This window comes from Burkholderia sola (genome assembly GCF_905400185.1).
Taxonomy (GTDB): Bacteria; Pseudomonadota; Gammaproteobacteria; order Burkholderiales; family Burkholderiaceae; genus Burkholderia; species Burkholderia sola.
The window spans coordinates 517,105-540,195 of the sequence record NZ_FR989675.1 but is presented as its reverse complement, the minus strand read 5'-3'; the positions used below and the strand labels follow the sequence as shown (position 1 = coordinate 540,195).

The following is a 23,091-nucleotide window of genomic DNA, read 5'->3' as shown; positions in this document are numbered from 1 at the left end:
CCTTCCTTCTACTCAGTGTGCGGCGGGCACGGTGCCCGTCGCGGGTTGGTTCGTCAGCGCGTCGACCACGCGCTCCATCTTCATGTACCGCGAGCCCTTCACGAGCACCGTCGCCTGCGCGCCGTAACCGGCCGCGAGCAGCGCCGACACGAGCGCGTCGACGTCGCCGAAATGGCGTGCCGTGTCGCCGTAGGCGGTGCACGCGTCGCGCGATGCGTCGCCGAGCGCGAACAGCGCGTCGATCCCGCGTTCGCGCGCGTACGCGCCGACCTCGCGGTGGAATGCCGGCCCTTCGTCGCCGACTTCGCCCATGTCGCCGATCACCAGCACGCGCGGCGCCGGATGCGCGGCGAGCACGTCGATCGCGGCACGCATCGAATCGGGGTTCGCGTTGTACGTATCGTCGACGACCGTCGCGCCCGCGAGGCTGCCGACGCTCGCCTGCTTCACCTGCAGCCGGCCCTTGACCGGTTCGAACGCTTCAAGCCCCTGCCGGATCGCCGACAGCGCGACGCCGGCGCCGAGCGCCGCGGCCGTCGCTGCCAGCGCGTTGCGCGCGTTGTGCTCGCCGAGCGCACGCAGCCGGACCGTGACGGCGCCCGCCGGCGTGTCGATCGCGAGCTCGCCGCCGTGCACGCGGCCGACCACCTGCGCGTCGTTCTGCCGTTCGACGTCGTGCAGCGCGAAATCGAGGATCCGGTTGCCGGTCGCCGCAACGCGCCAGATGCCCGCGTACGCGTCGTCGGCGGGGAACACCGCGACGCCGTCCGGCGGCAGCGCGTGGATCACGGCCGCGTGTTCGAGCGCGACGGCTTCGACCGTCGCCATGAATTCCTGGTGCTCGCGCTGCGCGTTGTTGACGAGCGCGACCGTCGGCGCGGTCAGACGCGCGAGGACGTCGGTTTCACCCGGGTGGTTCATGCCGATCTCGATCACCGCGAGACGATGCACGGCCGACAGGCGCAGCAGCGTCAGCGGCAGGCCGACGTCGTTGTTCAGGTTGCCGGCCGTCGCGAGCCGCGCGTCGGCGCCGACCGCCGCCGCGAAGATCGACGCGATCATTTCCTTGACGGTCGTCTTGCCGTTGCTGCCCGTCACCGCGACCAGCGGCAGCGGGAATCGCATCCGCCAGCCGTGCGCGAGCGCACCGAGCGCGGCACGCGTTTCGCCGCCTTCGATCATCGGCATCGCGACGCCTGCGGGCGCGTGCGCGACGAGCGCGGCGGTCGCCCCGCGCGCGGCGACGTCGCCGAGGAAATCGTGCGCGTCGAAGCGCTCGCCCTTCAGCGCGACGAACAGGTCGCCCGGGCCGACCGTACGGCTATCGGTCGACACGCGGTCGAACGTGACGCCCGCGTCGCCGTGGACGGTGGCGCCGGGAATCAGGCGGCCGGCTTCGCCGAGACTGAGCATCGTCATTCGGCGCCTCCCTTGCCGTGCGTCGCGCGCGCGGCGAGCGCGAGCCTTGCATGATCCTGATCGGAGAACGTGCGCTTCTTGCCCATGATTTCCTGCGTGGCCTCGTGGCCCTTGCCGGCCAGCACGACGACGTCCTCGCGAGCGGCGCCGCGCACGGCCTGCAGGATCGCGCTCGCGCGATCCTCGATCCGGCGTGCGCGATCGGGCGCGGTCATGCCCGCGACGACCTGGTCGATGATGCGCTGCGGATCCTCGCTGCGCGGGTTGTCGCTCGTGACGACGGTTTCATCGGCGAGCCGCTCCGCGATCGCGCCCATCAGCGGACGCTTCGTCGCATCGCGATCGCCGCCGCAGCCGAACATGCAGACGAGCCGGCCGCCGCGCGCCGCGGCGATCGGGCGCAGCGCGTCGAGCGTCTTTTCGAGCGCGTCCGGCGTATGCGCGTAGTCGATCACGACGAGCGGCTCGTCGTTCTGCAGCCGGCCGCCGAGCCGCTGCATCCGGCCGTTGACCGACTCGAGCCGCTCGATTTCGCCAAGGGCCGCGTCGAACGGCACGTCGGCCGCGAGCAGCGAACCGAGTACCGCGAGCAGGTTGCTGACGTTGAACGTGCCGAGCGTGCCGACCTCGACGTCCGCGTCGCCCCACGACGAACGCAAGCGGAAAGCGGTGCCGGTCGCCGTCGCGCGCACGTCGAGCGCGATCAGCTCGCGATCGGCGTCGGGCGCCGGCACGTCGCCGATCCCATACGCGATCGTGCGCACACGGCCGGCCAGCTTCTCGAGCAGGCGACGGCCCGCTGCGTCGTCGCGGTTGATCACCGCCGCGCGCAAACCGCGCCACGCGAACAGCTTCGCCTTCGCCGCCTCGTACGCATCCAACGTGCCGTGATAGTCGAGGTGATCCTGCGTGAGGTTCGTCAACACCGCGATGTCGAACGCCGTCCCGTTCACGCGCCCCTGGTGCAGCGCGTGCGACGACACCTCCATCGCGACGGCCTGCGCGCCCGCGCCGCGCAACTGCGCAAGGCTGCGCTGAAGTTGCGGCGCGTCGGGCGTCGTGAAGCCGGTCGGCACGAGCTGGCCGGGCATCCCGCTGCCGAGGGTGCCGATCACCGCGCACGGCTGGTGCAACGCCGTCAGCGCGGTGGCGATCCATTGCGTGCACGACGTCTTGCCGTTCGTGCCGGTGACGCCGATCGCGAGCAGGCTGTCGCTCGGATCGCCGTACCAGCCGCTGGCGATCTCGCCGGCGAGCTGGTCGAGCGCCGGCACCGCGAGCGCGACGGGTACGGCCGGCGCGGCCGGTGCCGCGCTCAGCCCTTCCGGCTGATACAGTACGGCGGCCGCACCGCGTGCGACGGCGTCGGCCATGAACGCGCGGTTATCTGCCCCGTCGACCGCATACGCGACGAACACGTCGCCAGCCTTCAGGCTGCGCGTGTCCGCATGCAGTTGCGCCGCGGGGGTCACATGCTGACGCAACCACGCGAGCGCGGCTGCGATCTGCTGATGCGCCGGATGGGAACTGCGGGCGGCGCTCATCGAACCACTCCTGGTGAATTACGTGTCGTGCTGGATACGATCATATGCTTCGCACCGCTGCCCGCGGCCAGCTTTTGCGGGCCCTTTGCGGTAGCAGATTCCGGCGAATCGTCGGACACGACGAGCTGCTTGATCGGCATGTTCGGCGGGACGTTCAGCGCACGCATCGTGTCGCCGGCGATCGCCGAGAATACGGGGCCCGACACCTGGCCGCCGAAGTGGCTGCCGGCAGTCGGCTCGTCGACCGACACCGCGATCACGACGCGCGGATTCGGCATCGGCGCCATCCCGACGAACGACGCGCGGTATTTGCGCGTGTAGCCGTGACCTTCATGTTTGTATGCGGTACCGCTCTTGCCGCCGACGCGGTAGCCCGGCACGGCCGCATCCGGCGACGTGCCGCCCGGCGCGACCACCGTCTCGAGCATCGCGCGGACTTCGCGCGCGGTGGTCGGATTGAACACCTGCGTGCCCGCGATCGGCTGATTGGGGTCGGTCTTGAAAATGGTCACGGGCATCAGCTCGCCGTCGTGCGCGATCGCCGTGTACGCGCGGGCGAGCTGGAACAGCGACACCGACAGGCCATAGCCGTACGACATCGTCGCCTGCTCGATGCGGCGCCAGCTCTTCCACGGACGCAGTCGGCCGGCCACCGCGCCCGGGAACCCGACCTTCGGCGCCTGGCCGAGGCCGATGCTCGTATACATATTCCACATTTCCTCGGGCCGCATCGTCATCGCGATCTTCGTCGCGCCGATGTTGCTCGACTTCTGGATCACGCCGCCGACCGTCAGCGTGCCGAAACCCGCGTCGTCGGTGATCGGCGCGCCGTCGAGCACGAAGTGCCCGTTGCCCGTCTCGACGAGCGTGTTCGGCGTCACGCGATGCAGATCGAGCGCGAGCGACACGGTGAACGGCTTCATGATCGAGCCCGGCTCGAACACGTCGGTCATGATCCGGTTGCGCAACTGCTCGCCCGTCATGCGCGAACGGTCGTTCGGGTTGTACGTCGGGTAGTTGACGAGCGCGAGCACTTCGCCGGTCCGCACGTCGACGACCATCGCCGCGCCGGCCTTCGCCTTGAACTTCTCGACGGCGGCCTTTAGGTTCGCGTACGCGATGTACTGGATCTTGCTGTCGATCGACAGGTCGACGTCGGTGCCGTTGTGCGGCGGGATCTGCTCGGCGACATCCTCGATGATGTGCCCCATCCGGTCCTTGATCACGCGACGCATGCCGGACGTGCCGGACAACATCTTCTGGTCGCCCAGTTCGACGCCTTCCTGCCCTTCGTCCTCGACGTTCGTGAAACCGATCAGGTGAGCGGTGATCTCGCCTTCCGGATAGAAGCGCTTGTATTCGTTGCGCTGATAGATGCCGGGAATGTCGAGCGCGGCGACCTTGTCCGCGACGTCGATCGGCACCTGGCGCTTCACGTAGACGAAACCCTTGTCTTGCGACAGCTTCACGCGCAGTTCCTTCGGCGTCATGCCGAGGAGCTTGCCGAGCTGGTTGACCTTGTCGGTATCGAGATCGTCTGGCACCGCGTCCGGAATCGCCCAGATCGCGCGCACCGGCAAGCTCGTCGCGAGCACGAGCCCGTTACGGTCGAGAATCTTGCCGCGCGTGGCCGGCAGCTCGAGCGTGCGCTGGTAGCGGCTTTCGCCCTGCTTCTGATAGAACGCGTTGCCGGGCCCCTGGATCCAGAACGCCCGGGCGGTCAGCGCGACGAACGCCATGAACAGCAGGAACACGACGAGCTTCGAGCGCCACATCGGCAAATGCACGCCCAGCACGGGGCTCGACGAGAACTTCACGTTCTGGCGCTTCGGGGACGGCTTCATCGCGCGCCCCCGTTGCCCTTGCCGGCCGTGTCGGCCGATGCCGCCATCGGCGCGTCGATCGCCTTCGCCGCACCCGCCGGCAGCGTCAGGTATTGCGTGCGACCGGTCGAAATCGGCTGCATTTTCAGCGAATCGTTCGCGAGCTGCTCGATGCGCGACGTCTTCGACAGCGCGCTCTGCTGATATTGAAGCTGCGCGTAGTCCTGCTGGAGCTGACGCTCCTGCGACTGCGCGCGCTGCAGCTGGATGAAGATCTGGCGTTGCTGGTTCGTCGAGTTGACGACCGACAGCGCGCAACCCATCACGATGATCAGCAGGAAGATATTGAGACGGCTCATGGCGTGACGCGCTCCGCAATGCGCATCACGGCCGAGCGGGCGCGCGGATTCGCGGCGACTTCCGCTTCGCTCGGGAACTGGCGGCTGATGATCTTGAGCGGCGGGCTCGGCAGGTCGACGGCGCGGATCGGCAGGCGACGATCGACCGCAGGCGCACTCGCGTGCGCCTGCATGAATCGCTTGACGATCCGGTCCTCGAGTGAATGAAAGCTGATGACCACCAGCCGCCCCCCTTGCTCCAGCAACGACAGTGCCGCGTCTAGTACGACTTGCAGGTCCGCAAGCTCTTGATTGACGTGAATCCGTATAGCCTGAAAGGTGCGGGTTGCCGGATCCTTGCCCTTCTCACGGGTTTTGACGACGTGACCCACGATTTGGGCAAGCTCGCCCGTGGTGTCGAGAGGCCCAAGACGGTCGGACTCTGCCCGGCGAGCAACAAGCGCCTTTGCAATCTGAAAAGCAAACCGTTCTTCCCCATAATCCCGTATCACCTCCGTCAATTCCTGCACCGAAGCCCGCGCGAGCCATTCGGCCGCCGACTCGCCGCGCGTCGGATCCATTCGCATGTCCAGCGGACCATCCGCGCGGAAACTGAAGCCGCGCGCCGGATCGTCCACCTGCGGCGAGGACACGCCCAGGTCCAGCAACACCCCCGACACCTTCTCGACGCCGCGCGCCGCAAGCGCGTCGCGCATCGATGCAAAGCTGTCATGCACGATCGAGAAGCGCGCATCCTCGATGCCCTGCGCCGTCTCGATCGCCCTCGGATCCTTGTCGAACGCGATCAGCCGCCCGCCCGACGCCAGCCGCGCGAGCACCGCGCGGCTATGGCCGCCGCGCCCGAACGTGCCGTCGACATACATGCCGTCCGGCCGCGTCACGAGCGACTCGACCGCCTCATCCAACAGCACCGTCCGATGCCGCAATTCATTTCCCATCGCGGGCGTCTCCGTCACCGCAATCAGAACGTGAAATTCTTCAGCGCGTCGGGCATGCCCTGCGCCATCGCCGCCTGCTCCTTCGCGTTGTAGGTCTGCGAATCCCACAGCTCGAAGTGACTACCCATTCCCAACAACATGACTTCCTTTTCCAGTCCGGCTGCCATGCGCAGCTCGGGCGATACGAGAATCCGGCCCGCGCTGTCGAGATCGACATCCATCGCATTGCCGAGAAAAATTCGCCGCCACCAGTGCGCGTCCATCGGCAGCGCGGCGATCTTGGCGCGGAACACTTCCCATTCGGGGCGCGGAAACAGCAACAGGCAGCCGTCCGGGTGCTTGGTCACAGTCACCCGTCCTTCTGCCTGTCCTTGCAGCGCTTCGCGATAGCGAGCCGGCACCGACATCCGCCCTTTCGCATCGAGCGTCAGCGCCGACGCCCCTTGGAACACTTTCCGCTCTCCCGTTCAGGGCACCGAAGCACCCGCTCAATGCTGAGAATTTAGCCGGAACAGCCGGCTAAATCACACAAAAATACACTTTCTCACACTGTCTCCCACTTTAGAGGAAGGGTGTGGCACGGTCAAGGGAGCGGCCCGCTTTTTTGACGAATTTTGTTAGTTAGAACAAGGACTTACGCGCACATGCTCATGCGACCCCTCATTCCAAAAACCGTTATAAATGAATGAGCTAGTGCAACTTGTGAAGGTGATACGTGAGAAAGACGGGCCAGACTGGCGTGCGGACGGGGCTTTCGGGGGCGGGAAAACGAGGAGTGAGCGGACGGTATCGGGGGCGGTGAACCGGGGCGGCGTCCTGCGCCACCCCGGCCAAATCTCAGAGATAGTAAGCAGTGCGCGTCATGACTTTCGACGCGGCGCGCATCAGCATCCGCGCGGGTAGCGGCAGCTCGATCCCGCCGGCGTCGGTCGCGGCCTTGCCGTGCTTCACCTCGTCGATCCGCATCTGTTCGACGATCGCGCGCGATGCGGTGTCGGTCGCCGGCAGCTCGGACATGTGACCTTCGAGATGGCTCTCGACCTGCCGCTCCGTCTCCGCCATGAAGCCGAGGCTGACCTTGTCGCCGAGCGTGCCGGCCGCCACACCGATCGCGAGCGCGCCGGCATACCACAGCGGGTTCAGCAGGCTCGGGCGCGAATCGAGTTCCTTCAGGCGGTGCGCGGTCCACGCGAGGTGATCCTCCTCCTCGCGCGCGGCCTCCTCGAACATCGCCTTCGCCGACGCGGTGCGCGCGGTGAGCTTCTGCGCCTGGTAGAGCGCCTGCGCGCAGACCTCGCCGACGTGATTCACGCGCATCAGGCCGGCCGCGTGCGTGCGCTCGGCGGGCGTCAGCTCGACGTCCGTCGTATCGACCGGCACGGGCACCGGCCGGCTCATCCGGCTAATGCCGGTCAGCGATCGCAGGCCGCGATCGAATTCGCTGATCAGTTCATCCAACACCATCCTGTTCTCCTGGCTGCAGATGCCGCTGCGCGCGGCAAGGGCACGAGTCCGCTGCGTAACCGACTTGATTATTCAGCGGAAATTGCGGTTAACCCGTGATTTTAACCATTGTTGCATAAAGGAAACATGGCGGCGTTGAGCTGCAGCATTTCGCTTTGTGGCAAAAACCGGCTTTGCTACATTACGTGCGACTTCTTGCGAAGTTGATGGGGCCCGTCGACAGAACATAACTATCCGCCCCGCCAAAAAAATTCAGTGATTCTTGGAGATCCGCTAATGAAAAAGTCGCTTCTCGCGCTCGTCGCGCTGGGCGCGTTCGCTGGCGCTGCTCATGCGCAAAGCAGCGTGACGCTTTACGGCATCATCGATGAAGGCTTCCTCTTCAACAACAACGCAGGCGGCAAGCACCTGTACGGCCTGGCGAGCGGCGTGATGCAAGGCAGCCGCTTCGGCCTGCGCGGCACCGAGGACCTCGGTGGCGGCCTGAAGGCGATCTTCACCCTCGAAAACGGTTTCGACGTGAACAGCGGCCGGCTCGGTCAGGGCGGCCTGATGTTCGGTCGTCAGGCTTACGTCGGCCTGTCGAGCCCGTACGGTACGGTCACGCTGGGTCGTCAGTACGACTCCGTCGTCGACTTCGTCGGCCCGCTCGAGGCAGGCGACCAGTGGGGCGGCTACATCGCCGCTCACCCGGGCGACCTCGACAACTTCAACAACGCGTATCGCGTGAACAACGCGGTCAAGTTCACGAGCCAGAACTACGGCGGCCTCACGTTCGGCGGCTTGTACAGCTTCGGCGGCCAGGCAGGCCAGTTCTCGAAGAACCAGGTCTGGTCGCTCGGCGCAGGCTACAACAACGGCCCGCTGGTCCTCGGCGTCGGTTACTTGAACGCACGTACGCCGAACCAGTTCGGCGGCATGTTCAACAACGGCTCGGCATCGTCGTCGGTCTCGTCGCCGGTCTACGGCGCGTACGCGAACAACGCGAACACGTACCAGGTCATCGGTGCAGGCGGCGCGTACACGTTCGGCGCAGCGACGATCGGCGCGACGTACTCGAACACGAAGTTCAAGGGCTTCTCGGCAGGCCCGTTCGTGAACCAGACCGCGACGTTCAACAACGGCGAAATCAACTTCAAGTACCAGTTGACTCCGGCGTTGATTCTCGGCGCCGCGTACGACTACACGCAAGGCAGCAAGATCGACGGCAACTCGGCAGCCAAGTACCACCAGGGCTCGCTGGGCGTCGACTACTTCCTGTCGAAGCGCACGGACGTGTACGCGATCGGCGTGTACCAGCACGCATCGGGCAACGTGCTCGATTCGAACGGCAACGTCCTGAAGGCAACGGCGGCGATCAACGGTCTCGCAGGTTCGAGCACCAGCAACCAGGTCGCAGCACGCGTCGGTATCCGTCACAAGTTCTAATCAGCTTGTCTGACAAGCCGCAGCATATTGAAGGCGCCTTCGGGCGCCTTTTTCTTTGCTGGCGCGGCGGGGATGTCGATTGGTGGCCGGGCGGTGAATCGATCGGTCCGCGGGTGGCGGTAGACGCGCGTCGCGGTACGCCGTCCCGGCCGTCAGGTCGAAACGCGAGGCTTGCGCCGCCGCTCGCACGAAACAGGCGCCTCCTGGTCAATCACCCGCAGCCGCAAACAAAAAGCCCGGCACAGGCCGGGCGTTTCGTTCAACCGCATCGTTGCGTGCGTTACGCACGTCCGTCGCGCAGTTCGCGCCGCAGGATCTTGCCGACGTTCGTCTTCGGCAGCTCCGTGCGGAACTCGACCAGCTTCGGCCGCTTGTACCCGGTGAGCCGCTCCTTGCAGTAGGCAAGGATGTCCTTGTCGGTCAGCGCCGGATCCTTTTTGACGACGAACAGCTTCACGGCTTCGCCGGAATGCTCGTCCGGCACGCCAACTGCCGCCACCTCGAACACGCCCGGATGCGACGCCACCACGTCCTCGACTTCGTTCGGATAGACGTTGAAGCCGGACACGAGAATCATGTCCTTCTTGCGATCGACGATCTTCACGTAGCCGCGCGCATCCATCACGCCGACGTCGCCCGTCTTGAAGAAGCCGTCCGCGAACATGACCTTCGCGGTCTCGTCGGGCCGGTTCCAGTAGCCGGCCATCACCTGCGGGCCACGGATGCAGATCTCGCCCGGCTCGCCGAGCGCGACGTCGTTGCCGGCATCGTCTCGGATCGCGACTTCGGTCGACGGCAGCGGCAAGCCGATCGTGCCGCTGTATTCGGTCGCCGTCACAGGGTTGCAGGTCGCCACCGGCGACGTTTCGGACAGCCCGTATCCTTCGATGATCGCCGTACCGGTCTTTTCATACCAGCGCTTCGCGACGCCTTCCTGGATCGCCATGCCGCCGCCGTTGGCGATCACGAGCTTCGACAGGTCGAGCTGACCGAATTCCGGATGGTTCAGCAGCGCGTTGTACAGCGTGTTGACGGCCGGAATCGTCGAGATCTGGTAGCCCTTCAACTCCTTGATCATGCCGCCGATATCGCGCGGGTTCGGGATCAGGATACCCATCCCGCCCGTGCGCATCGTCAGGAAACCGCACACGGTCAACGCGAACACGTGATACAGCGGCAGCGCGACAACCGTCACGAACTGTTTCACGTCCGGGTACTTGTCGTGAGCCGGCTGATGCCACGCGCCGGCCTGCAGCACGTTCGACACGATGTTCCGGTGCAGCAGCGTCGCGCCCTTCGCCACGCCGGTCGTCCCGCCCGTGTACTGCAGGAACGCGACGTCGTCGGGGCCGATTTTCTGCGATTTGAAGCCCTGTCGCCCGCCCTCCGACAGCGCGGCCTTGAAGCGCGTGAACGACGGCAGTTGCCACGCAGGCACCATCTTCTTCACGTTGCGCACGACGTAATTGACGAGCCAGCCCTTGATGCCCAGCAGGTCGCCCATCGACGCGACGACCACGTGCTTGACGGCCGTATTGGCGATGACGGCCTGCAGCGTCGACGCGAAATTCTCCAGGATGACGATCGCCTCCGCACCGCTGTCCTTCAGCTGATGCTCGAGCTCACGCGGCGTATAGAGCGGGTTGACGTTGACGACCGTGTAGCCGGCACGCAGGACCGCGGCAATCGTGACCGGGTATTGCAGCACGTTCGGCATCATGATCGCGACGCGCGCCCCGCGAGCCAGGCCGCGGGATTGCAGCCACGCGCCGAACTCGCGCGACAGCTTGTCGAGTTCGCCGTACGTGATGCCCTTGCCCATGCAGACGAACGCGGTACGGTCTCGGTACTGCCGGAAGCTCTCGTCGAGCAGGTCCGGCACGGACGGATAAGGAGAGGCGTCAATTTCGGCTGGAACGCCGGGTGGGTACGATTTCAGCCAAATTTGATCCATACCGCGCGTCTCCTCACAGATTTTCGAATGGTCGTGCTAAAACGCATCGTAACGGCTCCCCCGCCCCGAGACAACAGGGTTAGATGTCCACTTCGAACTTGCATATCAATTTCGTCTGATCATACGGCGATATTCGATCAAATCCGCTCAACTTCCACAAGACAATCGTAAAACGTCGCCGAATTGCCCAGGTCTGTCAGCGCCTGGCTCGTCACCTCGTTCGCGTTCCTGCCGTCCGGCGACAGCTTCTTCCACCAGATCGACAGCCCGACGACGAGCCCGGCACGCGCGCGATCGGTTACTCGCGCGAGCGCCTGCATCGATCCGCGGTCGTTGAAGATACGGACGACGTCTCCCTCTGCGATGCCGCGCGCGCGGGCGTCGGACGGATGCATGTCGAGGTGCGGCTCGCCTTCCGTCGAACGCAGGCTGTCGACGTTCACGAACGTGCTGTTCAGGAAGTGGCGGGCCGGCGGCGAAATCATCGCCAGTGGATAGCGTGCGGCAAGCCCGGGCGCGGCTTCGGCCGATTCGAACGGCGGCAGATAGTCAGGGACGGGGTCCATGCCCATCTGCTCGAGCCGCGGGCTGTAGAACTCGCACTTGCCGGAGGGTGTGCGGAAACCGCCGTTCGCGAATGGCGCTTCCGGCAGCTTGAGCTTCAGCCAGCCTGCGCGCTTCAACGTGTCCCAGTCGCTGTCGAGCGCCGGATCGTCCCAGCGAAGCGCCGCACGCGCGACCTCTTCGTCGCTGTGATAGAGCGCGGGCTCGTCGAGTCCCATGCTGCGCGCGATTCCGCGAAAGATCTCCGTGTTCGGCCGCGCGTCTCCCACCGGCGGAATCGCCGGCAGGTTGGCCATCACGTAGGTATGGCCGTACGACTTATGGACATCCAGATGTTCGAGCTGCGTCGTCGCCGGCAAGACAATGTCGGCGAAATCGACCGTATCCGTCTTGAAGTGTTCGAGAACGACCGTGAACAAATCGTCACGTGCGAAGCCCGCGGCAACCTTCGACGAGTCCGGCGCGACCGCCACCGGATTCGAGTTGTACACGATCACCGCTTCGACTTTCGGCCCGAACGTCGCGTCGCCCGGGTGTAGCAGCGCATCGCCGAGCGCGTTCATGTTGATGATGCGCGGCAGCTTGTGCGGCCAACCCGGCATCAGGTCCGGACGCACCAGCGTCGCCTGATTGACGGGCGCCGATTCCGACGACGAGAGCAGCAGGCCACCCGCCCGATCGCGCCACGCCCCCGTCAATGCCGGCAGGCTTGCGATTGCGCGCACGGCATTGCCGCCGCCGCGAACGCGCTGCATGCCGTAGTTGAGGCGAATCGATGCCTTGCGGGTGGCGCCGTAGCGACGCGCAAGGTCGACCAGCTCCGATGCGTCGATGCCGCAGATCTGCGCAACGCGTTCCGGCGGGTAGGACAAGGCGCGCGCCTTGAGTGCGTCAAAGCCGAGTGTGTGGTCGGCGATGTAATCGTGATCGAGCAGGTTTTCGGTAATCAGCACGTACATCATGCCGAGCGCAAACGCGCCATCGGTACCGGGCTTCAGTGCAATGTGCTGATGACATTTCTCCGCGGTGAGCGAACGGTACGGGTCGATCGCGACAAGATGCGCGCCACGACGCTTCGCTTCCTGCGCGCGGGTCCAGAAGTGCAGGCTCGATGCAATCGGATTCGCGCCCCATATCAGGATCAGCTCGCTTTCCTCGAAGTGCTCGACGTGCATGCCGACACTACCGCCGTATGTGTATCGCAGCCCCGCCGCGCCGGCCGCCGAGCAGATCGTGCGCTCCAGCCGCGACGCGCCGAGCTTGTGGAAGAAGCGCTGGGCAATGCCCTCGCCTTGCACGAACCCCATCGTCCCCGCATAGCTGTACGGCATGATTGCTTCCGGCGCGCGCTCGGCGATTTCACCGAGGCGACGCCCGATCTCGTCGAATGCCTCGCTCCAGCTAATCGGCACGAAGCGCCCTTCCCCCTTCGCGCCGACGCGCTTGAGCGGGACGGTGAGGCGATCGGGATGATGAACGCGATCCGCGTATCTGCTGACTTTCGTACACAACACACCCTGCGTCGGCGGATGATCGGGATCGCCGGTGACCTTGATTGCCTTGCCGTTCTCGACGGTCACCCGCATTGCGCACGTGTCCGGACAATCATGCGGGCAAACGGCCCGGGCTATCTGGGTGGCGGCGTTCATCGTTTTTGAATGCAGAGATGGGGATTCGCAAATTTTACGTGGGGACGTTTGACCTTCCCCCTCTGAAGTGAGGCTGACCCAATTTCCGTCCCAGTCTTAGTTGGAAAATTCCGGCTCTTCGGGGCGGCCCGAATCGGCCCGATCGGTGCACTGGCGGGCAAATTCCGCCGGTGTCATCCACTGCAGCGCAGAATGAGGACGCGCCTCGTTATAGTACTCGCGCCAGACCTCGATTTTGCGTCTGGCGTCCTCGAGCGACAAGAACCAATGTGCGTTGAGGCATTCCTCCCGGAAGCGTCCGTTGAAGGATTCATTCTTCGCATTGTCGGTCGGCTTGCCAGGACGCGAGAAGTCAATCTCCACGCCATTCTCGTACGCCCATTTGTCGAGCGCCTTCGAAATAAATTCGCTGCCATTGTCTGCCTTGATATAGCGGGGAAGCGGACGATGCTGCGCAAGCCGGGCCAGTGCGGCGACAACGTGCTCGCCACGCAACGAGCCGTCGACCTCTATGGCCAGACATTCCTGCGTGTAGTTGTCCACGATCGTGAGCGTACGTAAGCGACGGCCGTCGAACAGCGCGTCAGCGACGAAATCCATACTCCAGATTTCGTTGATTGCGCTTACTAACTGCTTTGGCTGTCGGCGCCGGGCCGACTTGTTCCGTCGAGGTCGTTTGTGGCGCAACGAAAGCCCCAATTCGCGATACACGCGTTCGACGCGTTTATGATTATCTCGCCAGCCTTCCCGGCGAAGCATCACGTACACGCGGGGCGCGCCGTAATGCACCCGCACTTCCGTGATCTCCTTGATGCGCATCTCCAGCGCGCTTTGATCCCGCGCGACCGACTCGTAACGGTAGACCGTGCGGGACAGCTGCAACAACGCGCAGGTCTGCCGCTGGCTTGCGCCGAAACGCTGCATCAAGTCCGTGACCAGATCACGGCGCCGAGAAGGCTTCAGAGCTTTTTTGACAGCACATCCTGCAGCATGGCCTTGTCCAGCGACAGTTCGGCCACGAGGCGTTTGAGCTTCGCGTTTTCTTCCTCAAGCTGCTTCAGCCAGCGCAGCCCCGAAGGCGCCAGCCCGCCGTACTTCGTCCGCCAGTTGTAAAACGTCGCGTCGCTTATCCCCATCTTGCGGCAGACCTCCGCGACTGGTGTGCCCAGCTCGGCCTGCTTCAACGCATATGCGATCTGCTCTTCGGTGAACTTGCTCTTCTTCACGGCATGACCTCCTGGTCTCGATAACAACGTCATGCCGGAATTCCCCACTTCCAAATGGGACAGTTTTGCGGGCTAGGGTCAATTTGCGGCAGAGGAGCCCGGCGTACGTAGCCTCGGTCACGCCTCGCCACATGCTTTTTGGAATGCCGAAATGCAAAAACCCCCGCCTTGTCGGGCGGGGGTTCTTGGCTTAGGGAGCCTGACGATTACCTACTTTCACACGGGAATCCGCACTATCATCGGCGTAGAGTCGTTTCACGGTCCTGTTCGGGATGGGAAGGGGTGGGACCGACTCGCTATGGTCATCAGGCAAAGGGGGTTGTTGCGTTGCTTCGCAGCGCAACCAATCCTGGAAGAAGCAGTAATCTTGAGTTGTGTGTATCACACACGAGAATCCAACTTGTCTCATCTTGCTACGCAGGTCGCCGGTACTTCAACCGGCGCGCCGCATCGATCAGCTTCGCTGCTCGACGCTCTGCGTGGGATGCTCGTAAGTGCTGAAGCACTAACGATCATCGACAAGGCAGACTTGTTATAGGATCAAGCCTTACGGGCAATTAGTATCAGTTAGCTGAACGCATTACTGCGCTTACACACCTGACCTATCAACGTCCTGGTCTCGAACGACCCTTCAAGGGGATCTAGTCCCCAGGGATATCTCATCTTAAGGCGAGTTTCCCGCTTAGATGCTTTCAGCGGTTATCTCTTCCGAACATAGCTACCCGGCGATGCCACTGGCGTGACAACCGGTACACCAGAGGTTCGTCCACTCCGGTCCTCTCGTACTAGGAGCAGCCCCCTTCAAATATCCAACGCCCACGGCAGATAGGGACCAAACTGTCTCACGACGTTTTAAACCCAGCTCACGTACCTCTTTAAATGGCGAACAGCCATACCCTTGGGACCGGCTACAGCCCCAGGATGAGATGAGCCGACATCGAGGTGCCAAACACCGCCGTCGATATGAACTCTTGGGCGGTATCAGCCTGTTATCCCCAGAGTACCTTTTATCCGTTGAGCGATGGCCCTTCCATACAGAACCACCGGATCACTATGACCTGCTTTCGCACCTGCTCGACTTGTCGGTCTCGCAGTTAAGCACGCTTATGCCATTGCACTATCAGCACGATTTCCGACCGTACCTAGCGTACCTTCGTACTCCTCCGTTACGCTTTGGGAGGAGACCGCCCCAGTCAAACTGCCTACCATGCACTGTCCCCGACCCGGATCACGGGCCAAGGTTAGAACCTCAAACAAACCAGGGTGGTATTTCAAGGACGGCTCCACCGAAACTAGCGTTCCGGTTTCATAGCCTCCCACCTATCCTACACAGATCGGTTCAAAGTCCAATGCAAAGCTACAGTAAAGGTTCATGGGGTCTTTCCGTCTAGCCGCGGGTAGATTGCATCATCACAAACACTTCAACTTCGCTGAGTCTCGGGAGGAGACAGTGTGGCCATCGTTACGCCATTCGTGCAGGTCGGAACTTACCCGACAAGGAATTTCGCTACCTTAGGACCGTTATAGTTACGGCCGCCGTTTACCGGGACTTCAATCAAGAGCTTGCACCCCATCATTTAATCTTCCGGCACCGGGCAGGCGTCACACCCTATACGTCCACTTTCGTGTTTGCAGAGTGCTGTGTTTTTATTAAACAGTCGCAGCCACCAGTTTATTGCAACCCCTTCACCCTCCTGGCGCAGGCCAGTCAAGCTACAAGGGCGTACCTTATCCCGAAGTTACGGTACCAATTTGCCGAGTTCCTTCTCCCGAGTTCTCTCAAGCGCCTTAGAATACTCATCTCGCCCACCTGTGTCGGTTTGCGGTACGGTCATCGTTAGACTGAAGCTTAGAGGCTTTTCTTGGAACCACTTCCAATTGCTTCGCTCCCTAAGGAGCTCGCGCCACACCCTTGAATTGCGCGCCCGGATTTGCCTAAGCGCCTTCTCCAATGCAGCGACCGGGACTTCCAACACCCGGACAACCTTCCGCGATCCGTCCCCCCATCGCATCTAACAATGGTGCAGGAATATTGACCTGCTTCCCATCAGCTACGCATTTCTGCCTCGCCTTAGGGGCCGACTCACCCTACGCCGATGAACGTTGCGTAGGAAACCTTGGGCTTACGGCGAGGGGGCCTTTCACCCCCTTTATCGCTACTCATGTCAGCATTCGCACTTCCGATACCTCCAGCACCCTTTACAAGGCACCTTCGCAGGCTTACGGAACGCTCTCCTACCATGCGAGCAAGCTCGCATCCGCAGCTTCGGTATATAGCTTAGCCCCGTTACATCTTCCGCGCAGGACGACTCGATCAGTGAGCTATTACGCTTTCTTTAAAGGGTGGCTGCTTCTAAGCCAACCTCCTGACTGTTTTAGCCTTCCCACTTCGTTTCCCACTTAGCTATATTTGGGGACCTTAGCTGGCGGTCTGGGTTGTTTCCCTCTTGACACCGGACGTTAGCACCCGATGTCTGTCTCCCGTGATTGCACTCTTCGGTATTCGGAGTTTGCTATGGCGGGGTAATCTGCAATAGACCCCCCAACCATGACAGTGCTCTACCCCCGAAGGTGAGACACGAGGCACTACCTAAATAGTTTTCGGAGAGAACCAGCTATTTCCAGGTTTGTTTAGCCTTTCACCCCTATCCACAGCTCATCCCCTAACTTTTCAACGTTAGTGGGTTCGGACCTCCAGTACGTGTTACCGCACCTTCATCCTGGCCATGGATAGATCACCTGGTTTCGGGTCTACGCCCAGCAACTGAACGCCCTATTCGGACTCGCTTTCGCTACGCCTGCCCTATACGGTTAAGCTTGCTACTGAACGTAAGTCGCTGACCCATTATACAAAAGGTACGCCGTCACCCCTTGCGAGGCTCCGACTGTTTGTATGCATGCGGTTTCAGGATCTATTTCACTCCCCTCCCGGGGTTCTTTTCGCCTTTCCCTCACGGTACTGGTTCACTATCGGTCGATCACGAGTATTTAGCCTTGGAGGATGGTCCCCCCATCTTCAGACAGGATTTCACGTGTCCCGCCCTACTTGTCGCACACCTAGTTCTTTCATACTGTTTTCGCCTACAGGGCTATCACCTGCTATGGCCGCACTTTCCAGAGCGTTCGGCTAACAATACAAATAAAGAGTGCAAGGCTCATCCCATTTCGCTCGCCACTACTTTGGGAATCTCGGTTGATTTCTTTTCCTGCGGTTACTTAGATGTTTCAGTTCACCGCGTTCGCTTCACTGGACCTATGTATTCAGTCCAGGATGACCCAAAAGGGCCGGGTTTCCCCATTCGGACATCTACGGATCAAAGCTCGTTTGCCAGCTCCCCGTAGCTTTTCGCAGGCTACCGCGTCCTTCATCGCCTGTGATCGCCAAGGCATCCACCACATGCACTTGTTCGCTTGACCCTATAACGAGTCTGTCTCGTTACAGGTTGAGTTCTCGCGTTGTGCCGTATTCCAATTGAGTCGAACATGGAGTTCGAATCATCTTGAGATACATCGATACAATCACAACCCGGATAACTTCCACGTCCATCTCGAGACGCTTCCGCTATCCAAATTACTTACTTCTTCCAGATTGTTAAAGAACGACAGCCGATACTTTCGTACCGCTCTGACTGGCTCAATCGCCAATGACAAAGGCTCGCACGACGCTTCGTTCGAACGCTTGTCATTGAAGATTGGTGGAGGCAGACGGGATCGAACCGACGACCCCCTGCTTGCAAAGCAGGTGCTCTCCCAGCTGAGCTATGCCCCCATGAGTACAGATGCCTCAGGTGTGTTACCGCCAGACAATGGTGGGTCTGGTTGGATTCGAACCAACGACCCCCGCCTTATCAAGACGGTGCTCTAACCGACTGAGCTACAGACCCCTGAGTCTGTCTTTGATTTACAGCCGATAAGCGTGAGCGCTCAACTTGTGCGAGAAGCTCTGGAAAGGAGGTGATCCAGCCGCACCTTCCGATACGGCTACCTTGTTACGACTTCACCCCAGTCATGAATCCTACCGTGGTGACCGTCCTCCTTGCGGTTAGACTAGCCACTTCTGGTAAAACCCACTCCCATGGTGTGACGGGCGGTGTGTACAAGACCCGGGAACGTATTCACCGCGGCATGCTGATCCGCGATTACTAGCGATTCCAGCTTCATGCACTCGAGTTGCAGAGTGCAATCCGGACTACGATCGGTTTTCTGGGATTAGCTCCCCCTCGCGGGTTGGCAACCCTCTGTTCCGACCATTGTATGACGTGTGAAGCCCTACCCATAAGGGCCATGAGGACTTGACGTCATCCCCACCTTCCTCCGGTTTGTCACCGGCAGTCTCCTTAGAGTGCTCTTGCGTAGCAACTAAGGACAAGGGTTGCGCTCGTTGCGGGACTTAACCCAACATCTCACGACACGAGCTGACGACAGCCATGCAGCACCTGTGCGCCGGTTCTCTTTCGAGCACTCCCACCTCTCGGCAGGATTCCGACCATGTCAAGGGTAGGTAAGGTTTTTCGCGTTGCATCGAATTAATCCACATCATCCACCGCTTGTGCGGGTCCCCGTCAATTCCTTTGAGTTTTAATCTTGCGACCGTACTCCCCAGGCGGTCAACTTCACGCGTTAGCTACGTTACTAAGGAAATGAATCCCCAACAACTAGTTGACATCGTTTAGGGCGTGGACTACCAGGGTATCTAATCCTGTTTGCTCCCCACGCTTTCGTGCATGAGCGTCAGTATTGGCCCAGGGGGCTGCCTTCGCCATCGGTATTCCTCCACATCTCTACGCATTTCACTGCTACACGTGGAATTCTACCCCCCTCTGCCATACTCTAGCCTGCCAGTCACCAATGCAGTTCCCAGGTTGAGCCCGGGGATTTCACATCGGTCTTAGCAAACCGCCTGCGCACGCTTTACGCCCAGTAATTCCGATTAACGCTCGCACCCTACGTATTACCGCGGCTGCTGGCACGTAGTTAGCCGGTGCTTATTCTTCCGGTACCGTCATCCCCCGACTGTATTAGAGCCAAGGATTTCTTTCCGGACAAAAGTGCTTTACAACCCGAAGGCCTTCTTCACACACGCGGCATTGCTGGATCAGGCTTTCGCCCATTGTCCAAAATTCCCCACTGCTGCCTCCCGTAGGAGTCTGGGCCGTGTCTCAGTCCCAGTGTGGCTGGTCGTCCTCTCAGACCAGCTACTGATCGTCGCCTTGGTAGGCCTTTACCCCACCAACTAGCTAATCAGCCATCGGCCAACCCTATAGCGCGAGGCCCGAAGGTCCCCCGCTTTCATCCGTAGATCGTATGCGGTATTAATCCGGCTTTCGCCGGGCTATCCCCCACTACAGGACATGTTCCGATGTATTACTCACCCGTTCGCCACTCGCCACCAGGTGCAAGCACCCGTGCTGCCGTTCGACTTGCATGTGTAAGGCATGCCGCCAGCGTTCAATCTGAGCCAGGATCAAACTCTTCAGTTCAAACCTGTTACTGTTTTCGGTTCGGTTAAGAACCGGTCGCTCACTCAAAGCTGACAGGAATATGAATCACTTCATAAACCTGACTTACTTTAGTGTGAGACTCTTGATACTTTCGCTATCTGATCCGAGGATCAGCTCGCTTCCATCAAGCGCCCACACTTATCGGCTGTTAATTTTTAAAGAGCATTCTGCGAGGAACTTCGTGTTTCCCGGCAGCGCTGCGTTTTCAGCAGCAGAGAAGCGAGATTATGAACCGCGTTTCGCAGCTCGTCAACAACTTTTTACACTACATCGTTGCGACTGCGGGGCTCAACTTCCTGTACCGCCAAGGCTCGCTACGACCGAACCCCAACAGCACCGCTTCCCTTCCTTCCGCGCCGCGTTTCCGTTAGCGCGAAAGAGGCGTGATTCTATGCATCCGCCCCCATCCGCGCAAGCCCTTTATGAAGAAAGTTTGAAAAAGCCTCCGGGCGCTGGCGCGCACGGAGGCTTTGAAGCACCCGGGCGAGGCAATCGCGCCGACGACGGATATAGGTCAGCCACCGGATACCTATCGTGGCGCCGGCCGATCAGCGGTGTTTGAACACAGGCTTCCGCTTCTCGACGAACGCCGCCATCCCTTCCTTCTGGTCTTCGGTTGCGAACAACGAATGGAACAACCGTCGCTCGAAGTGGACGCCTTCAGCCAGCGTCGTCTCGTACGCGCGGTTCACCGACTCCTTGACCATCATGACCGCCGGCAGCGAAAACTCGGCGATCGTCGTCGCCGCGGCAATCGCCTCGTCGAGCAGCTTGTCGGCTGGCAGCACGCGCGATACGAGCCCGGCACGTTCGGCCTCGGCGGCGTCCATGAAGCGCGCGGTCAGGCACATGTCCATGGCCTTCGCCTTCGATACCGCGCGCGGCAGACGCTGCGTGCCGCCCGCACCCGGCATGACGCCCAGCTTGATTTCCGGCTGGCCGAACTTGGCCGTATCCGCCGCGAAGATGATGTCGCACATCATCGCGAGTTCGCAACCACCGCCCAGCGCAAAGCCCGACACCGCAGCAATGATCGGTTTGCGAATCTCGCGGACCGTCTCCCAGTTGCGCGTGATGTAGTCGCCCCGATAAGCATCCATATAGGAATAGGCCACCATCATGCCGATGTCCGCGCCGGCCGCGAACGCCTTCTCGCTGCCAGTCACGACGATGGCGCCGATATCGTCGTCCGCGTCGAACGCCTTCAGCGCAGCGCCCAGTTCATCCATCAACGCATCGTTCAGCGCATTCAGCGCCTTCGGACGGTTCAGCGTCACCAGACCGACACGCCCCCGGGTCTCCACCAGGATGTTCTCGTAAGCCATCTATTTCTCCTCGATCAATGAAATGAGAAACGCCTCGCACATGCGAATAGTTTGATGCTACCATTCTCCGACCAACCGGTCGGTTAATTAATCGATCCGATCCCTCTCAACGTTCATCAGGCTGTCGCCATGACCCATGCCCTGTTCACGAAGCACGAAGACACGCTGAAACACGCACTCGCCGCCATCGAGAGCCGCGGGTACTGGAGCCCGTTCGCCGAAATGCCGAGCCCCAAAGTGTACGGGGAAAGCGCAAGCGCGGACGGCGAGGCCGCGTTCAAGTCGCACCTCGACAAGACCTTCGTGCTCGACCAGCCGGCGTCCGATGACACGGTCGGCGCCGAGCGCTCACCGTACGGCATCGCGCTGGGCATCCGGTATCCGAAATCTACGCCGGACGCTCTGATCGCTGCCGCTGGCGCCGCGCAACGTACGTGGCGCGAAGCCGGCCCGAGCGCGTGGATCGGCGTCAGCCTCGAAATCCTTGCCCGCCTGAACCGTGCAAGCTTCGAAATCGCCTACAGCGTGATGCACACCACCGGGCAAGCGTTCATGATGGCGTTCCAGGCCGGCGGCCCGCACGCGCAGGACCGCGCCCTCGAGGCGGTCGCCTATGCGTGGGACGAACTGCGCCGCATCCCGGCCGATGCGCACTGGGAAAAACCGCAAGGCAAGAACCCGCCGCTCGCGATGCACAAGCGCTATACGATCGTGCCGCGCGGCACGGGCATCGTGCTCGGCTGCTGCACGTTCCCCACCTGGAACGGCTACCCGGGCCTGTTCGCCGATCTGGCAACCGGGAATACCGTGATCGTCAAGCCGCACCCGGGCGCGATCCTGCCGCTCGCGATCACGGTGCGGATCGCCCGCGACGTGCTGCGCGAAGCCGGGTTCGATCCGAACGTGGTCACCCTCCTCGCGACCGAACCCAACGACGGCGCCCTCGTCCAGGATCTCGCGCTGCGCCCCGAGATCAAGCTGATCGACTTCACCGGCAGCACGCAAAACGGCACGTGGCTCGAACACCATGCCCACCAGGCGCAGGTGTACACCGAGAAAGCCGGCGTCAACCAGATCGTGATCGACTCGACCGACGACCTGAAGGCCGCCGCCAAGAACATCGCGTTCTCGCTGGCGCTGTACTCGGGCCAGATGTGCACGGCGCCGCAGAACATCTACGTGCCGCGCGACGGTATCCGGACGGCCGACGGCCATGCGAGCTTCGACGAAGTCGCGCAAGCGATCGCGGTTGCCGTGCAAAAGCTCACCGGCGACCCGGCACGCTCGGTCGAATTGATCGGCGCGATCCAGAACGACGGCGTGACCGCGCGCATCGACGACGCGCGCAAGCTCGGCCGCGTGCTCGCGGACAGCATGACGCTCCAGCATCCCACCTTCCCCGACGCGCGCGTGCGCACGCCGCTCGTACTGCAACTCGACGTGGCCGATCGCGAGAAATTCACGCAGGAGTGGTTCGGCCCGATTTCGTTCGTGATCGCAACCGACTCGACCGCGCAGTCGCTCGATCTGGCCGGTGAAATCGCCGCCGAGCATGGCGCGCTCACCCTCTCCGTCTACAGCACCGACGACGCAATCATCGACACCGCGCATGACGCGGCGGTGCGTGGCGGGGTCGCGCTGTCGATCAACCTGACGAGCGGCGTATTCGTCAATCAGTCGGCCGCGTTCTCCGACTTCCACGGCACAGGCGCGAACCCGGCGGCCAACGCCGCGCTGGCCGATCCGGCATTCGTCGCCAACCGCTTCCGCGTGGTCCAAAGTCGCGTCCATGTTGCCCCGAAGGCGGCACCTGCGGAAGCTGGCCGGACGGCATAACCCGATTGGCCGACGTGCAAACGCCGCCATGTTCTCTACCATGAACGAATCCGCCACCCGG

Annotated in this window: 13 protein-coding genes, 2 tRNA genes and 3 rRNA genes; 2 read left to right on the top strand and 16 right to left on the bottom strand. The window is 62.1% G+C overall.

Annotated features, from left to right (window positions below):
* Window positions 1-12: 12 nt before the first annotated feature.
* The 7 genes from KR541_RS02475 to coq7 form a co-directional block, all read right to left on the bottom strand.
* Window positions 13-1,419: a UDP-N-acetylmuramoyl-tripeptide--D-alanyl-D-alanine ligase gene (locus KR541_RS02475; RefSeq protein WP_050013906.1), complete on the bottom strand. Its 1,407-nt coding sequence runs from the start codon at window positions 1,417-1,419 to the stop codon at window positions 13-15.
* On the bottom strand, window positions 1,416-2,963 hold the full coding sequence (locus KR541_RS02470; protein WP_124594246.1) for a UDP-N-acetylmuramoyl-L-alanyl-D-glutamate--2,6-diaminopimelate ligase: 1,548 nt from the start codon (window positions 2,961-2,963) through the stop codon (window positions 1,416-1,418). Before KR541_RS02470 ends, KR541_RS02475 begins: the two co-directional genes overlap by 4 nt.
* Window positions 2,960-4,807 (bottom strand): peptidoglycan D,D-transpeptidase FtsI family protein, encoded by a 1,848-nt coding sequence (locus tag KR541_RS02465; protein ID WP_050013908.1) that lies wholly within the window; start codon window positions 4,805-4,807, stop codon window positions 2,960-2,962. The genes KR541_RS02470 and KR541_RS02465 overlap by 4 nt, the downstream gene beginning before the upstream one ends.
* Complete coding sequence (gene ftsL, locus KR541_RS02460) at window positions 4,804-5,145, bottom strand: cell division protein FtsL (protein WP_089488145.1); 342 nt, start codon at window positions 5,143-5,145, stop codon at window positions 4,804-4,806. The genes KR541_RS02465 and ftsL overlap by 4 nt, the downstream gene beginning before the upstream one ends.
* A complete protein-coding gene (gene rsmH / locus KR541_RS02455) occupies window positions 5,142-6,083 on the bottom strand; it encodes a 16S rRNA (cytosine(1402)-N(4))-methyltransferase RsmH (RefSeq protein WP_216089335.1) in 942 nt (313 codons plus the stop codon). The genes ftsL and rsmH overlap by 4 nt, the downstream gene beginning before the upstream one ends.
* A gap of 23 nt (window positions 6,084-6,106) precedes the next feature.
* Window positions 6,107-6,535, bottom strand: coding sequence for a division/cell wall cluster transcriptional repressor MraZ (gene mraZ / locus KR541_RS02450; protein ID WP_006487094.1), 429 nt, complete (start codon window positions 6,533-6,535; stop codon window positions 6,107-6,109).
* Between the two features lie 385 nt (window positions 6,536-6,920).
* Window positions 6,921-7,547 carry a 2-polyprenyl-3-methyl-6-methoxy-1,4-benzoquinone monooxygenase gene (coq7, locus tag KR541_RS02445; protein ID WP_209925705.1) on the bottom strand — a complete coding sequence of 209 codons (627 nt, stop codon included), beginning with the start codon at window positions 7,545-7,547 and terminating at the stop codon, window positions 6,921-6,923.
* A 276-nt stretch (window positions 7,548-7,823) separates the two neighbouring features.
* Between coq7 and KR541_RS02440 the strand changes: the two genes are divergently transcribed.
* The gene (locus KR541_RS02440; RefSeq protein WP_050013912.1) at window positions 7,824-8,975 is read left to right on the top strand and encodes a porin; all 1,152 of its coding nucleotides are present in this window, start codon (window positions 7,824-7,826) and stop codon (window positions 8,973-8,975) included.
* 280 nt (window positions 8,976-9,255) lie between these two features.
* On the opposite strand, the gene KR541_RS02435 is transcribed toward KR541_RS02440, so the two are convergent.
* The 9 genes from KR541_RS02435 to KR541_RS02395 all read right to left on the bottom strand — a co-directional run bounded on the left by KR541_RS02435 (window position 9,256) and on the right by KR541_RS02395 (window position 21,194).
* On the bottom strand, window positions 9,256-10,929 hold the full coding sequence (locus tag KR541_RS02435) for a long-chain fatty acid--CoA ligase (RefSeq protein WP_050013913.1): 1,674 nt from the start codon (window positions 10,927-10,929) through the stop codon (window positions 9,256-9,258).
* Between the two features lie 137 nt (window positions 10,930-11,066).
* Window positions 11,067-13,142, bottom strand: a complete 2,076-nt coding sequence (locus KR541_RS02430) for a molybdopterin-containing oxidoreductase family protein (RefSeq protein ID WP_050013914.1) — start codon at window positions 13,140-13,142, stop codon at window positions 11,067-11,069.
* Window positions 13,143-13,238: 96 nt separating this feature from the next.
* A protein-coding gene (locus KR541_RS02425; RefSeq protein WP_089488143.1) for an IS3 family transposase occupies window positions 13,239-14,368 on the bottom strand; the annotation gives its coding sequence in 2 pieces (ribosomal slippage) (window positions 13,239-14,116 and window positions 14,116-14,368; 1,131 coding nt in all).
* A 197-nt stretch (window positions 14,369-14,565) separates the two neighbouring features.
* A 5S ribosomal RNA gene (gene rrf, locus KR541_RS02420) occupies window positions 14,566-14,678 on the bottom strand.
* A gap of 226 nt (window positions 14,679-14,904) precedes the next feature.
* A 23S ribosomal RNA gene (locus KR541_RS02415) occupies window positions 14,905-17,785 on the bottom strand.
* A 276-nt stretch (window positions 17,786-18,061) separates the two neighbouring features.
* Window positions 18,062-18,137, bottom strand: a tRNA-Ala gene (locus KR541_RS02410).
* Between the two features lie 38 nt (window positions 18,138-18,175).
* A tRNA-Ile gene (locus tag KR541_RS02405) sits at window positions 18,176-18,252 on the bottom strand.
* Between the two features lie 63 nt (window positions 18,253-18,315).
* Window positions 18,316-19,848: ribosomal RNA gene (locus tag KR541_RS02400) — 16S ribosomal RNA — on the bottom strand.
* The 16S, 23S and 5S rRNA genes sit together here with 2 tRNA genes alongside, the layout of an rRNA operon.
* A 569-nt stretch (window positions 19,849-20,417) precedes the next feature.
* Window positions 20,418-21,194 (bottom strand): enoyl-CoA hydratase, encoded by a 777-nt coding sequence (locus KR541_RS02395; RefSeq protein WP_216089334.1) that lies wholly within the window; start codon window positions 21,192-21,194, stop codon window positions 20,418-20,420.
* Between the two features lie 129 nt (window positions 21,195-21,323).
* Here KR541_RS02395 and paaN point away from each other — a divergent pair, with 129 nt between their 5' ends.
* Window positions 21,324-23,030, top strand: coding sequence for a phenylacetic acid degradation protein PaaN (gene paaN, locus KR541_RS02390; protein WP_216089333.1), 1,707 nt, complete (start codon window positions 21,324-21,326; stop codon window positions 23,028-23,030).
* The last annotated feature ends 61 nt before the right edge of the window (window positions 23,031-23,091 follow it).